The organism is Mesorhizobium sp. M0166 (assembly GCF_040322255.1).
Classification (GTDB): domain Bacteria; phylum Pseudomonadota; class Alphaproteobacteria; order Rhizobiales; family Rhizobiaceae; genus Mesorhizobium.
Window position 1 is genome coordinate 1 of sequence record NZ_JAMYTD010000071.1, and the last position, 13,144, is coordinate 13,144.

At 60.0% G+C, this 13,144-nt stretch carries 14 protein-coding genes and 4 pseudogenes; 5 read left to right on the forward strand and 13 right to left on the reverse strand.

What is annotated here, in order from left to right:
- The 4 genes from tnpC to NKJ46_RS33550 all read right to left on the reverse strand — a co-directional run.
- A partial coding sequence (gene tnpC, locus NKJ46_RS33535) for an IS66 family transposase (protein ID WP_352671490.1) occupies positions 1-1,206 on the reverse strand: 1,206 nt, incomplete at its 3' end.
- A gap of 54 nt (positions 1,207-1,260) precedes the next feature.
- Positions 1,261-1,614 carry an IS66 family insertion sequence element accessory protein TnpB gene (gene tnpB / locus NKJ46_RS33540; RefSeq protein WP_014761846.1) on the reverse strand — a complete coding sequence of 118 codons (354 nt, stop codon included), beginning with the start codon at positions 1,612-1,614 and terminating at the stop codon, positions 1,261-1,263.
- Positions 1,595-2,068: an IS66-like element accessory protein TnpA gene (gene tnpA / locus NKJ46_RS33545; RefSeq protein WP_352671492.1), complete on the reverse strand. Its 474-nt coding sequence runs from the start codon at positions 2,066-2,068 to the stop codon at positions 1,595-1,597. The genes tnpB and tnpA overlap by 20 nt, the downstream gene beginning before the upstream one ends.
- Positions 2,069-2,298: 230 nt before the next feature.
- Positions 2,299-2,652, reverse strand: coding sequence for a hypothetical protein (locus NKJ46_RS33550; RefSeq protein ID WP_352549681.1), 354 nt, complete (start codon positions 2,650-2,652; stop codon positions 2,299-2,301).
- A 312-nt stretch (positions 2,653-2,964) separates the two neighbouring features.
- Between NKJ46_RS33550 and NKJ46_RS33555 the strand changes: the two genes are divergently transcribed.
- Positions 2,965-3,258: a hypothetical protein gene (locus NKJ46_RS33555; RefSeq protein ID WP_352549683.1), complete on the forward strand. Its 294-nt coding sequence runs from the start codon at positions 2,965-2,967 to the stop codon at positions 3,256-3,258.
- 55 nt (positions 3,259-3,313) lie between these two features.
- Here the strand turns inward: NKJ46_RS33555 and NKJ46_RS33560 are convergent, their stop codons facing one another.
- The 3 genes from NKJ46_RS33560 to NKJ46_RS33570 all read right to left on the reverse strand — a co-directional run bounded on the left by NKJ46_RS33560 (position 3,314) and on the right by NKJ46_RS33570 (position 4,459).
- Positions 3,314-3,538: a hypothetical protein gene (locus tag NKJ46_RS33560; RefSeq protein ID WP_352549684.1), complete on the reverse strand. Its 225-nt coding sequence runs from the start codon at positions 3,536-3,538 to the stop codon at positions 3,314-3,316.
- A 376-nt stretch (positions 3,539-3,914) separates the two neighbouring features.
- Entirely contained in the window at positions 3,915-4,151 is a 237-nt protein-coding gene (locus NKJ46_RS33565; protein WP_352549686.1) for a hypothetical protein, read from the reverse strand.
- A gap of 14 nt (positions 4,152-4,165) precedes the next feature.
- Complete coding sequence (locus NKJ46_RS33570; RefSeq protein WP_352549687.1) at positions 4,166-4,459, reverse strand: PilZ domain-containing protein; 294 nt, start codon at positions 4,457-4,459, stop codon at positions 4,166-4,168.
- Positions 4,460-4,835: 376 nt separating this feature from the next.
- Between NKJ46_RS33570 and NKJ46_RS33575 the strand changes: the two genes are divergently transcribed.
- Positions 4,836-5,072 carry a hypothetical protein gene (locus NKJ46_RS33575; protein ID WP_352549689.1) on the forward strand — a complete coding sequence of 79 codons (237 nt, stop codon included), beginning with the start codon at positions 4,836-4,838 and terminating at the stop codon, positions 5,070-5,072.
- A gap of 961 nt (positions 5,073-6,033) precedes the next feature.
- On the forward strand, positions 6,034-6,288 hold the full coding sequence (locus NKJ46_RS33580; protein WP_352549690.1) for a helix-turn-helix domain-containing protein: 255 nt from the start codon (positions 6,034-6,036) through the stop codon (positions 6,286-6,288).
- Between the two features lie 694 nt (positions 6,289-6,982).
- On the opposite strand, the pseudogene NKJ46_RS33585 reads toward NKJ46_RS33580, so the two are convergent.
- Together NKJ46_RS33585 and NKJ46_RS33590 are read right to left on the reverse strand one after the other, a co-directional pair.
- A pseudogene (locus NKJ46_RS33585) lies at positions 6,983-8,322 on the reverse strand (IS1380 family transposase).
- Between the two features lie 97 nt (positions 8,323-8,419).
- Positions 8,420-8,521, reverse strand: a pseudogene (locus NKJ46_RS33590) (LysR family transcriptional regulator); the annotation flags it as partial.
- Between the two features lie 574 nt (positions 8,522-9,095).
- On the opposite strand from NKJ46_RS33590, the gene NKJ46_RS33595 reads away from it, so the two are divergent.
- Both NKJ46_RS33595 and NKJ46_RS33600 read left to right on the forward strand, forming a co-directional pair.
- Positions 9,096-9,371, forward strand: a complete 276-nt coding sequence (locus NKJ46_RS33595) for an acyl carrier protein (protein ID WP_023679611.1) — start codon at positions 9,096-9,098, stop codon at positions 9,369-9,371.
- The gene (locus NKJ46_RS33600) at positions 9,372-10,577 is read left to right on the forward strand and encodes a beta-ketoacyl-[acyl-carrier-protein] synthase family protein (protein ID WP_352453892.1); all 1,206 of its coding nucleotides are present in this window, start codon (positions 9,372-9,374) and stop codon (positions 10,575-10,577) included.
- Here the strand turns inward: NKJ46_RS33600 and NKJ46_RS33605 are convergent.
- The 4 genes and pseudogenes from NKJ46_RS33605 to NKJ46_RS33620 all read right to left on the reverse strand — a co-directional run.
- Positions 10,564-10,728 (reverse strand): annotated as a pseudogene (locus NKJ46_RS33605) (LysR family transcriptional regulator); the annotation flags it as partial. The gene NKJ46_RS33600 and the pseudogene NKJ46_RS33605 overlap by 14 nt on opposite strands.
- Positions 10,729-10,896: 168 nt before the next feature.
- Positions 10,897-11,781: pseudogene (locus NKJ46_RS33610) on the reverse strand (IS1380 family transposase); the annotation flags it as partial.
- Between the two features lie 514 nt (positions 11,782-12,295).
- Complete coding sequence (locus NKJ46_RS33615; RefSeq protein WP_023722056.1) at positions 12,296-12,424, reverse strand: hypothetical protein; 129 nt, start codon at positions 12,422-12,424, stop codon at positions 12,296-12,298.
- Positions 12,425-12,456: 32 nt separating this feature from the next.
- On the reverse strand, positions 12,457-12,846 hold the full coding sequence (locus tag NKJ46_RS33620) for a hypothetical protein (RefSeq protein ID WP_023722055.1): 390 nt from the start codon (positions 12,844-12,846) through the stop codon (positions 12,457-12,459).
- Between the last annotated feature and the right edge of the window lie 298 nt (positions 12,847-13,144).

The following is a 13,144-nucleotide window of genomic DNA, read 5'->3' on the forward strand; positions in this document are numbered from 1 at the left end:
TCGGGAGAGAACTTGTTGGTCGTCTTGCTTGTCATGGCTCCACCTTCTCAGGAGTTGGAGCCTCCGATCAACCCGGGGCGGTTCAGGGATTTCGTTCCGCGCCTGCCTTTCAACCCAATAGAGCTGTTCAAAGAACCGGAGCGCCTGTTCCGGCGGGCCGCCGCCTTTCTTCCTCGCCTTTAGGGCATCGACGAAGCGCCGCCTGGAATGGGCCATGCAGCCAAGATGCGTTGCCCCTTCCAGCGTGCGCCAGGCGGAATAACCGTCACTCATCACGATGCCGCGGTAATCGCCCAAGAAGGTCTGCGGGTGTATCTGGCCGCGACCCGGCTGATAATCGAGCAGCACGATCGGCTCGTCACTGTCGTGGCCGCTCCGGTATGCCCACATGTACGAGGTGCTGGTGGCCTCTCTGTCCATTTCCTTCAGCACCTGGACCGTGGTCTCGTCGCCATGGATGAGGGGCTGCGATCTGAGCCGCAGCTTCAGCACCTCATAGATGCGGGCGAGATGCTTTTCGCTCGAGCCGATCACCCAGTGACCCAGAGCGCCACGGCTGACAGGAACGCCCGCGCGCTCGAAGGCCTGCGCCAGGCGGTAGAGCGGTGTGCCGTCGACGTATTTGTGAACGAGCACGAAGGCCAGCGTCGAGGCCGTGGCGATGCTGCCCGGCAAGGGTTGCGCGGGCATCGGCGCGGTCACGACCGGCGTGTTGATGCCGGTACGGTCGCAATGACGGCAAGCATATTTGAACCGCACATTCTGCAGGACCTTCGCCTTCACCTCGATATGAAGTTGCTCGGTAACGGCCTCGCCCATGCGATGCATCGGGTGACGGCAGCAAGGACAAGCCTTCTGATCGTCGGGAAGGTCATACTCGACGCGCTCGCGCGGCAGGTTTTCCGGCAAGGCCTTGCGGCCGCGCTTCTTTCCCGTCGCCCCTTCGCTCGCCGGCAAGCCCGTGTCCGGCAGGACAACGACGCCGCCATCTTCGTTGTCGGCGGCGTCCTCATCCGCGGCCTGTTCGGCTTCATTGAAGAGGCGGTCAATGTGCTTTTCACTGCGCGGCGCAAAACGATGCAGTCGTGCAAGCGCCAGCTCTTCCTCGAGTTTGACGACGCGTTCGGTGAGTTGACGGTTCTGCGCCTGCAGTGCAGCAATACGCGCCATCAACGCTTCAACAGTCGGTTCGCCGGGTCGATTCATCAGATTCTTGAATCGAAAGCATGCCGCCGCGTCAACCGCTCAATTCGAGAGCCCTCAACCCGCAACCTGATATTGCCGCACCGGATGGCGGACCATCGCATCGATGTCGATGCCGTCGAGGATCCAGTGCAATTGCTCGGTCGTAAGCGTGACCACCGCTGCCTCCCGGCGCGGCCACCGGAACTTGTCCTCGGTCAGCCGCTTCAGGACCAGCACAAAGCCCGACCGATCGAAGAACAGGAGCTTCATCCGGTCGCGACGGCGATTGCAGAACGCAAAAACCGCCGGAGCAAACGGATCGAGCGCCATCGTCTCTTGGACCAGAACCGCAAGGCTGTTGATGCCGGCCCGAAAGTCGATCGGCTCGCGGTGCAGGTAGACTTTCAGGTCAGCGCCCAGTCTGAACATGACCCAGTGCTCCGATGGTCGCCGTCAATGCATCCACATCACCGCATTCCAGCGTCAACGTCACGCCGTTCGGCAGCGACGCGCTCACCTTGGCTGGAGAGGAAAAAGGCGCTGTCCTTTTCGATGCCGACCTACGTGCCCCATCGCAAGTCCCCGGCAAATCCACCGCAGCCATGCTGCTCTGTCGCAGCAAGGCCCGATCGGAAGTGCTTTCAATCTGAACCGGAATGAACGCCGATGGTGGGGGCTGTGGGAGGGACTGGGTCTCCGCCCGCTTCTTTATCCACTTCCGAAGAAGGTTCGCATTGACCCCATGTTCGAGCGCAAGCCTCGATACCGACACGCCAGGCCCAAGACAGGCCGAGACAAGACGGTCCTTCGATGCCGGGTCGTATCGGCGTCGCCCGTCCCGACCGACAAGCCTCACCCGCAGTTTCTGCTCATCTTCTTCCATCACAAGGTGTCCACCTATTTTGGTGGACACCTCATGCATCAGAGCACTCAACAGCAAAAGGTGCGGGGAAATTCGCGCTTACGTTTGATCGCGGGATTGGCCCCACGCACCGAAGGTCACCACATCAGGAAGGGCATCCCCCAACTGCGCAAGATCAGCTCGAGCAGCAGTCGACCAGCACAGGTTGCCGACGAGCGCGATCGTGGCCGAAATCCGAACCCATCCGGTCGTCACTGGCACTTGAGACCCAACTGCTTGCTGCTGAGCGGATTTGCAACGCGGGCTTCGAGTAGCTGCGGGAACACAGGCGCGTCAAACAATCCTCTCTTTGCGCGCACGGTGAGATGGACCGACTCTTGCGCGCTGTAAGATTGAGCGTTGTCGGCGACACAGTAGTCGCTGAGCTGAGCGACTCCGTAAACCCAGCTTTGGTCGACAATCGGACCGCTGGCAGAGGCCTCGACGCATTTGATCATCTGCGAGAACTTGTCGATCACCTCGCACGCTACCGGCGTCTGAGGTTGCAGGTACGGATAGCAGCGGATCCGTTGATTCAGAATGCCGTGCTCAGCAACCAATTGCATTCTCTCGCCGCAAGCACGAACTGGAACTCGGCAAGGCCTATCACACTGAAACGGCGCGCCTTCGGGATGTCTCCGGCATGGAGGTGGCAAATGATAGAGTCGCTGCGGCGGAAAAGTCTCTTCAGAGCTGGTGAGGGCCATCATGGCGCAGCCGGGAACAAGCGTGGAAGGATTGCTGATCAAGGCACAGGCGATCAGCACCTTTGAAAGGGCGTCTGCGCGCAAATTCCGCTTTTCCCTTCAAGCCGAGCATTGGGTTTCGCAGTTGGCGGCATCGGTTCTCCAGTTGGCTCCACACGGGCGATCATCGCTATGAGCGACGGCAGCGACAAGATGACCTTCCACGACCTGGAGCCGCTTATCAGTGATGCGGATAATATGTTGGATGTTCTCGTGAACACGCTGGATAAGACCGGCCTTACGTCGAACGACGTGGTGCTTACTGACCGGGATCGGGAGTTGATTTCCTTCATGGTCAACGTCGCAGTTGATATGACACAGAAGGTGAGGAAGGCTTATTACGCCATCGAAGGAAAGGGGCCGGGCGATAAAATTGCTGACACGTTTGTCGAATTTCTCGAAGGACCGTCGTCTGGGCGGCACTGAAAAACCGGTGCCACGACGGAACCGGTAAACAAGCCCGCTGCCTCATGGTGGCGGGCTATTTACCTTGCAGGTCGCTAGTCAGAACTCTAACGCGGCCGGCTTCGTCCAACTGCCCCGCATCGTACTTTTCAGATGCCATTTCACGGACGGCATCCAAGCCGAAGTCTTCGATCGCTTCGGTCGATGTCACGACGAGGACGCGCTCTGTGCCATCAAAGGCTTCAAGCACCAACTCGAAACGCTCAGTGGTTCCCTCTTCGCCAGTAAAAACCAGACCCATATGCCTTCTCCCTTCCGGTTAAGGTCTCGCCGCTGAAAACAGCCGAAGAACAGCGACCGCTGCCGACCCTTTTCAACCTTTTGAGTGTTCGATCTGGGGCCTATGTGAAATTCTCGCTACCGAACAGGTCGGAAGGCATCACCCTGCTTAGGCGGGTAATTCGGGACCGATACGCAAGTTTGCGACCCCATAAAAAGAGCGTCTGAAAACAGATGGGAAACAGGGAAAAGTCCAGTATTATAGAGCAAACTTTGGCTTTTTACGCAATGGTCGGTTCCATCAGCATGAGCTTGAAGCAGCATTCCTAGGAGAATTGGCGGGGCCAAGTTAAATCGCATCTTATCTCCCCCGGTTGACATAGGATGCTGAGCACGAGCTAAGTTATCGGCGATTTAATGACGGCCTGTTCGTCCATCTCGGCTTCGGGCTCACCGGCTGACGCCCTTCGCTTCCCGGCCCCGACCATCTGCACATTGTTAAAGCCCTGCAGCCAGGCATGGGCGTATTCGCGCCAGAAATCAGGGACCTGGCGTTCCTTGCCGTCCTTGCAGGCTTGAGAGCCATACATCCGCGCGTAAGTGATGCGTTCCTGGTCCTTTTTTGGCACGGCCATTCAAAACACCCTGTTCAATAGATTTGCACCCCAAGCCGGTCATTCTTCCTCCATCGCAACGCCGCACGATATCGAGTGTCATCCGCCGGTATGTGAAGGATAAAACGTTCAGGGATAACGATGCTGGGGTCCACATGTAACTCGCATCCGTGAGCATGCTGGTTTCTGACGGAGCATCTGATGGTCGCATTCTCTGTGATAATGGTTCCATCCTTTAGAACAGCCGCTCGCGCATGAGAGCGACGCTCATTTTGCGGACCTTTCGGAGTGCTCATCTCATTCCTCCCGAAAATCCTGCAAAGAGGCATCCCGCAGATCCTCCTCGCCGCGCAAGTGCTTCACAAGGCCGATCAGGCCCGGCTTGACCCATCGCTTCGCCGGCCGCTTCATGCCCTTGGACGCCAGGCCTGCGTGCTCTTGGACGCGCTTCCAGAGACGCTCGCGCAATTCCCGGTTCAAGGTGACGAAGGCGCTGCCGACATAGCCCTGTGCCGCGTTCGGCCATCAGGGCCCGTGACAAGGCTACCATTGAAACCGTCGAACGGCTCACTCGCGAATGAAGCATCGGCACCACTCAAACGAATGGTAATTTTGTGCCGGAATGCGTTTAGGGTCCATTCTCGGAGACCTACGCATTCCGTTGCGTGGGAGACACAGTAGCTCCCCTTTTTAAAGGCGTCGAGATTGCCTTCAGCACCGAAAACTCAGTTCCTTAGAGCTAAAGATCGAGCGATCTGCCAGCGGGTTGTCGACCAGATAGCCGCCGACGCCAAATCGTACAGCACCTCGATAGACAGCCAGATTCTCGCCTCGACCACGCTGTCTCTCTTTAAATCCGGGGTCGTCAATGAAGTGAATTTGCTGGCACATGTTCGCGCGCGCCGCCATGACTTCACGAAGCAGGCCGGCACCGCTTCGTAGGTCGCTTCTTGACGCCCTCAGGAACTGCACACAACATGAACGCGACATGGGGGGAATGCAGATGGGTGTAATTGAAGACGTTCGAAAAGCGTTGGCCGACATGCCTTTATGGCGGCAACTCGGGAAGACCGGACCTTAGGTTCATCGCCCGCCCTGTGCTTTGCCGTAGGCGCTCGGGCTGGTGTCGGGCGTATAGATCAGTCCAACGCGCTTGCCGCCGCACTTGGCGCATTTCAGCTTCGATGAGATCGTCCGCCATCGCTGGCGCGTCCGGACCGAACTAATCCCGCAGCTTCACAATGTCGAGCACTTGGCGAGGATGGCATGGCGCCGTTTGGCAGTGCGCCGCACTTGCGGTCGCCGCATCATGACAATCGCCATCCTTTTTTCGGCCGGTCGGGCGATTGCACAGGGCAGCCGGATCGAGCTTGCTCAAGCCGACGTCAGCACAAAAGCCCGTGGCCCTTTCGGCTGTTTGCTCGGGCGCCTCATCCTTTCGGCCTCCGAACAAGCATCGGCGGCTTAAAAAATTTGGTTACAGCGGTGATCGATGTGTGATTCAAGCACAAGCGCGTCTTTCGCTGCATCGGCGGTGGAAATTGGTCGAGGCATCAGCGTCCGCGAGGCTGGATGGACGATGCCGCGAATAGCCACTGGAGGCTCAGGGGGAGTTCGAGTTGCTGTTCAAGAAAGCCATCGGCGAGAATGAGTCGTGTAGGATCGCAGGTCGAATGCGCTACAGCCGATCAGGCCATCTCAGGGTGGGCAGGTTCTTAGAACTTGATAAGAAGCAGGTGAGCCGCCATATTCCGACCCGGCTGCCAATTTCAAATGGCCCATTCCATGGATGAGGCCGGTCCGGCCGAATGGACGTCCATTTTTTTGATTTGCTGGGTGTGCGCCAGGGTCGGGGAGGAAATCTCCCGATTTGTTAGGCGCTCCTATTTTCTTGGAGATGTCTATGAAGGATTCGCGCATTCCCGAGCCAGTCTTGACGGCTATGTCGCAGGGGACCCACATCATCCGCGCTTATCGTGAACACCTTGGGTATTCGATCGAGGACCTCGCGGTGGCGTGCGGGCTTGCCGCTCAGGAAATCCAAAACATCGAGCGGGGTCTAAAGTACAACAAGGGCTATCGGAATCGGATAGCGAGATCGCTGTCCATACCTGTGGGAATTCTTGAGGCAGAGTCGGACATATCGGACGCCGCCTGATCAGTCGGATAATCTGCAATGGGTGGAAGACCGCTCTTGTGATGTGACGTTTGCGGCTGATAGTCGTCGCTTGATTCCGTTGGACGCGAATGCCTTCTGGCGCAGTACCGCCAAGAGAATTCTCGTCCACTGTCCGAGTCAGGAACTGCACACGGGCTCGCCGAACAGGAAGTTGGAACGCTTCGTCATGCTGTCTTAGGCGATATAGCCGCCCGGAGTGCTGCGACACGTGCACGATAGCATTGGCTCGCGAGGATGGATTGCTAACGGCGAACCCATGCTGGTCGGCAAGGCGATACTGGCTGGAGCATGAACTCGGCCGACGAGAGTGGCCCCCCATCCTAGGCAGGATCGGCCGACATGGCCGGCATCGCGAGCCGCTCTGAAAAGAGCACAGCGGGCATCCAGACGCTGCCGGGTTGACTATGGGTGTCGGAACCGCAAAAAGGGGCCGCTCTTCATGAGTGGCGTGCGCCGGCAGTCTAACCCCAAGCCCCCCGCCAGGCTGCCGGCGCGCTTCTAGCCGCCTTGATGCACGGCGATAAGCTTTTGACGGCCTGAAGCGACGTTGTGGTCGCCGTTGCGGTGCTTTTCCACGCGCCCCGTCAGGCGCCGGGATTGCTCCGTCGTGATGGCAGGCGGGGGTTTGCAGGTTGCGGTCGACGGGTTCGTTTCGGGGCGTCTGCCCCCATCGTTATGTCGCGAGTTGGGGGATGCGATCGAGGACGATGCGCAGGATGCGCTGGTCGGGGCACGATGTCGGCAGGTGCAGGCGGATTTGCGATTTCATCTCGACCACCCGCGCAGCGATTTTGATGAGGCGCAATCGCAGCGTGTCGAATTGGGCGACGGCAAAGCTCGAGCGCCTCGGCATCGCGGCCCGCAAGCCCCACATCAACCAGTAAGCACCGGCATGCAGGAATAGCCGGAACTGGTTGGCCGTCGCTCTGGTGCAGGATGTGCGGTCGGCGGCAAGATGCGTCTTCCACGACTTGATGTGGTTCTCGGCCGCGCCGCGCCGGCAGTAGACATCCTCGTAGAGCGCCTTGGCCTTCCCACCGGCAAGGTTGGTGACGACGAAGCGGATATCGCCACCTTGGGCGCCGACCTCGACCCGCGATGATGCGCTCGACGCGGCTCCAACTAGCGGCGCCGTCAACGAACTCCTTGAACCTGCGGACCTTGCCTGTGTTGGCCGACGCTTCGAAGCGCGCCGTCGTGCTGGCCTCCAGATCCGCGACATGCTTGCGCAGGGTCGTGGTGGGCGCGAGGCCAAAGATGAAGTCGACGTCGTTGGCGCGGCACCAGTCGATGACCTGCGGGTTGCAATAATGGCTATCGCCGCGGAGCAGGATTCGAATGTTCGGCCAGTTGATCCGGATCGCCCGCACCAGACGGCGCAGGTGGGGGCGGATCTCAGCCCCACTCGGCCGCTTGGCCGGTCGCAGGATCGCGCTGACGAACCGTCCCGCACCATCGAACACGACGATCGGCTGGAAGCCGTACTCGTCATGGGTGGGCATTGAACAGGCGAAGCTGTTGGCCTCCGTGCACAGCGTCGAAGGTGTCGTCAATGTCGAGTACGATCCGCTTCGGCACCTGCCGGAACGAGGCGCAATAGAGATCGACCATCGCCCGTCCCATCGCGACCAGCTCCCGCACGCCGGGTAGGTTCTCCAGCCGGCACAGCGTCGATTGCGACGCCAGATCCCGACCCGACGGCAGCGCATCCTGGGCCATCTTGAAGACCGGATCGCGGCGCAGCCGGTTGGCGTCGTTGCCGTCCTCGTAGCCGGCGGCGATCATCTTCATGCGAAAGCCGATCATGTCCGCCAGGCTGTGGACGACCTGGTCCGGGCAGCGCGGATCGTCGATGCAACGCGCCAGACGCTCGGCCACCCGCAACCGCTTTTCCACCTCGGCCAAGGCCAGAACGCCGCTGTTGGACGACAGCATGCCGCCGTCGAAACGGGCGACGACGGACTTGCCGCCGACTGATGACAAACCGCTCAGCGGCAGCGCAAGATCGTTCATGGTGGGTGTGGTCTCCGGGAAATGGTTCGGATCGGCTTAAGCAACCAAATCCTACGTCATTTCAACGGCTTGCGCCACATCCACCAACCCCCATGAATTTGGTTAGGTTGATGCGGCGTGCCGCCGCCGTGAGGCCGCGCTCGCTCAGCAGCGCGTCGAGAACGACGAGAAGATTCACATCGAGCCCTTTGAAACGCATGTCTTAGCTATCCATAGCGTGGATGCATTTGATTGAAACAAACGATTTTACCAATTTTCCGGAATGTCGCATGGACTTGGCAGGACCTCACGTGCGCCGATCACTGCCTCTATCGCGTGGCGAGTCCCTTGAGAAGAGCCCGAAAGAGGAAATCTGTCGCGTGCGGTGGAGATTGTACTGGGAATGAGAGGCAGCGCTCCGATCATATCGAACTCTCCGACGAATGGCGGACCGGTACAATAGTTGATCGCAACTGGTCCGGAGCTATGAAACATCTCGATTACATATGAGGTGCCGAGTGAATACGCTGACAGCACCCACCGTCGCAGCGTTTAGCTGACGTTTGTCGACGGTTCCTATCCATTTACACGCAGATTCTTGATGTGCTGGCGCAAAAGCGGGAGGCCGGCGACTTTTCTGCGTCATCGGGCTGACGCCGCAGAAGCCGAACTCGTCCGGTTCCTATGGGCATTGGGCTTGGTCGGTCGCACAGGCTCTATGAGGGGCAATTTTGGCAACGCGACGCGACTCGGGTTTTGAACGACGCCGAAAACGCAAGCTGGAAAGGAACAAGATGGCAGATCAACTCGCCAACGAAATAATCGCCATGATCAAGAAACGCGCCGCGTCGGAGGGCGGCATAGCGCCTGCCACAGGCGGCGAGATAACGGCTGCCACGGGACTGACTTCGCTCGGTATCGATTCACTGGGATTGGCGGACGTTCTCTGGGACCTGGAGCAGGCCTACGGCATCGAGATCGAGATGAATACGGCCGAGGCATGGTCGGATCTCCAGAATGTTGGGGACATGGTGGAAGCCGTGCGCAGCTTGCTCGCTAAGGGGGTGTGAATGGACAGGCGCGTCGTGATTACTGGGATTGGCGGTATTTGCGGGCTTGGGACCAACGCCGCCGCCATTTGGACAGAGATGCGAGAAGGCCGCTCCGCCATCGGCCCAATCGTCAACTCCGAGCTCCATGAATTGAGGGTCAGGATCGGTGCCGAGATCAAGGCGCTGCCGGAGCATGACATCGACGGCAAGCAACTCATCTCCATGGACCGCTTCAGCCTGCTCGCTGTGCTTGCGGCGCGCGAAGCCATGCGTCAGGCCGGACTTTCCTCCAAAGAGGGAAATAGCTATCGCTTCGGTGCGACGGTGGGCGTTGGCGGCTGCGGGTGGGATGCGATCGAGCAAACCTACCGCGCCATCCTTCTGGGCGGTAAGCGTGCCGCTCTCTTGACTGTACCCAAGGCGATGCCGGGTGCCGCTGCCGGCCAGGTCAGCATGAGTCTCGGCCTGCGCGGGCCGGTCTTCGGCGTCACGTCCGCCTGTTCTTCGGCAAACCATGCGATTGCCTGCGCGGTGGACCAGATCAGGCTCGGCCGGGCCGACGTGATGCTTGCCGGCGGCAGCGAAGCGCCGCTCATATGGGGTGTGCTGAAGGCATGGGAAGCGATCCGCGTGCTTTCGCCCGATACTTGCCGGCCATTCTCGGCCGATCGCCAGGGCCTGTCGCTTGGTGAAGGCGCCGGCATGGCGGTGCTGGAAAGCTACGAGCATGCCCTGGCTCGGGGCGCCACCATCCTTGCCGAAATTGCCGGTGCCGGCCTTTCCGCCGATGCGTCCGACATCGTCGCGCCGACTGTCGAGGGGCCGGAGGCAGCAATGCGGGCCTGCCTTGCCGATGCCAGGCTGGACGCCGAGGATGTCGACTATCTCAACGCGCACGGCACCGGCACCAAGGCCAACGACCAGATCGAGACGGCGGCGATCAAGCGCGTCTTCGGTCAGCACGCCTTCTCAATGTCCATTTCTTCTACCAAGTCCATGCACGCGCATTGCCTCGGCGCGTCCGGCGCGCTCGAGTTGATCGCCTGCGTGATGGCTATCCGCGAGAGCGTCGTGCCGCCGACTGCCAATTATCGTGAGCTGGACCCCGATTGCGATCTCGACGTCACGCCCAATGTGGCACGCGAGCGCAAGGTGCGCGTGGCACTGAGCAACTCCTTCGCCTTTGGCGGCACGAACGCGGTTCTGGCGTTCAGGCAGGTGTAGAAGCCATGAGAGATGCCTCCGGCAACATTATCTCTCGCATCCAGATGCTTGCCGGATAACTATTGTGAAGGGCGGGTCATTGACCGCCTCGGCGAATGCGGGAAGTGGCAGCGGAAGCTCGACGATCCGGGGGTATCGTCTTTGCGAAATTCTTAACTGTTGAAGCGGCTTGGACGTACCGCCGCCCCGTAAAAGGTAAGCGAGGCCCTGCGGGCTCGGCTTGAGGGTCTGAAGCTGTACACGACAATGTCTGGAAGCCGCAGGGTCGGCTCTGCGCCCGTTATAGTCGCCTGAGTGCTGCCGGCCCGGCCGCGCCGCGGGCGCCGTCAACGAACTCCTTGAACCTGCGGACCTTGCCTGTCTTGGCCGACGCTTCGAAGCGCGCCGTCGTGCTGGCCTCCAGATCCGCGACATGCTTGCGCAGGGTGTGGTGGGCGCGAGGCCAAAGATGAAGTCGACGTCGTTGGCGCGGCACCAGTCGATGACCTGCGGGTTGCAATAATGGCTATCGCCGCGGAGCAGGATTCGAATGTTCGGCCAGTTGATCCGGATCGCCCGCACCAGACGGCGCAGGTGGGGGCGGATCTCAGCCCCACTCGGCCGCTTGGCCGGTCGCAGGATCGCGCTGACGAACCGTCCCGCACCATCGAACACGACGATCGGCTGGAAGCCGTACTCGTCATGGGTGGGCATTGAACAGGCGAAGCTGTTGGCCTCCGTGCACAGCGTCGAAGGTGTCGTCAATGTCGAGTACGATCCGCTTCGGCACCTGCCGGAACGAGGCGCAATAGAGATCGACCATCGCCCGTCCCATCGCGACCAGCTCCCGCACGCCGGGTAGGTTCTCCAGCCGGCACAGCGTCGATTGCGACGCCAGATCCCGACCCGACGGCAGCGCATCCTGGGCCATCTTGAAGACCGGATCGCGGCGCAGCCGGTTGGCGTCGTTGCCGTCCTCGTAGCCGGCGGCGATCATCTTCATGCGAAAGCCGATCATGTCCGCCAGGCTGTGGACGACCTGGTCCGGGCAGCGCGGATCGTCGATGCAACGCGCCAGACGCTCGGCCACCCGCAACCGCTTTTCCACCTCGGCCAAGGCCAGAACGCCGCTGTTGGACGACAGCATGCCGCCGTCGAAACGGGCGACGACGGACTTGCCGCCGACTGATGACAAACCGCTCAGCGGCAGCGCAAGATCGTTCATGGTGGGTGTGGTCTCCGGGAAATGGTTCGGATCGGCTTAAGCAACCAAATCCTACGTCATTTCAACGATCAGATCCCGAGCAGCCAGCCAGTATTCGACCGTCGCTGGCGCCTCCGCCCACTGAGGCCTTGTGCTTCCTCCAGCGAGTCAAGCCGATCACCATGCGTGTCGCCAGTTCTGGTGCTCACCCACGTGCCATTTGCGATCTTGTGTCGGTGAGAGCACCGCAAGCACCTCCCCTGCTAGAGGGCAAGGCGGCTTGCGTCGCCCGTGTTGTTACTATTCTTCGCTGTGGTCGGAGTTTTTTCCTTGGCTTCGGAATCGGGACATTCGGCTTTGCAAAAAAATAGGCCATCGTGGTCGATCGTCACGCCCCCCGAGTTCGGCGGCACGATGGGACGACAACGGCAGCGCAAGCCCATTTGCGCGAGGGGCTCGTCCCTTCAAATACTTGATGCATTTGCGCTTTGCGTACCTCCGTGCATGTTGCTCGATGCCAGGCGGAGACCTCTGTCTAAACGATCGCGCATCGATGCAACGCCCACGCGTAGATCGCCATCATCGCGGCGATCGCTTTGCCGCGATCGCCGCAGCCGTTTTCGAGCACGACAATCATGCCGGCGCTGTCGGCAGCGATGCGCATGCAAAAATTCACAGATGCATTCTGGCCAAATGCTAGCTGCCCAGCAAATGTCCGGCATTTCGCAAGGCCCCTAGGAAGAGACTGGCATGGCCGTTGGCATCGATCTTGGCCTGCATCGACAGAGGCATGCTGTGCCAGTTCTCCAAGGGCGCAATGAAATGTGAGAACGTACCGTTGACGATGCAATGGTGGGTAACAAGGCCCTGTCTGTCCAACGCCAGCACGCCGATCTGGTCGCCCTGATATCGGATGGCTGCGACCCGCTGGACCCCCGCATCACCGTCGACCCGCACGTCGAAAAGCAGGATGCCGCGGCTCCTGGTGGCTACCTCGGCGGCCTTTTCAGCGAAGCTTAAGGAGAGCGAGCGGACGCTTTCGACCGCCAGCTGTAAAACCATCAAATCCAGTTCATCCACTGCCATAAGGTACCTGCGCGCAACACATGGGTGATAGCAATCGACCACACCGCTTGTTCACAGATGTCGGCTCACGACCGATCATTCAGGTTGTTGCCGGACGTCCATTGACCGAGGGAGTGCTCCGGTTCGAACCGATCCTGAAGCGGAATACGCTGGATCTATGGAACCCGAGGAGCAGGCCAGCCAAAGTTGCCGCGACAATTGATGTCGTGATCAGATAGTGTCCTGAAGGTTCTGCAAAAAGTTTTGGAGAGAGAACGGCGCTTGCTCTGAAGGGCGAGCGGCCATGGCACGGTGGTGA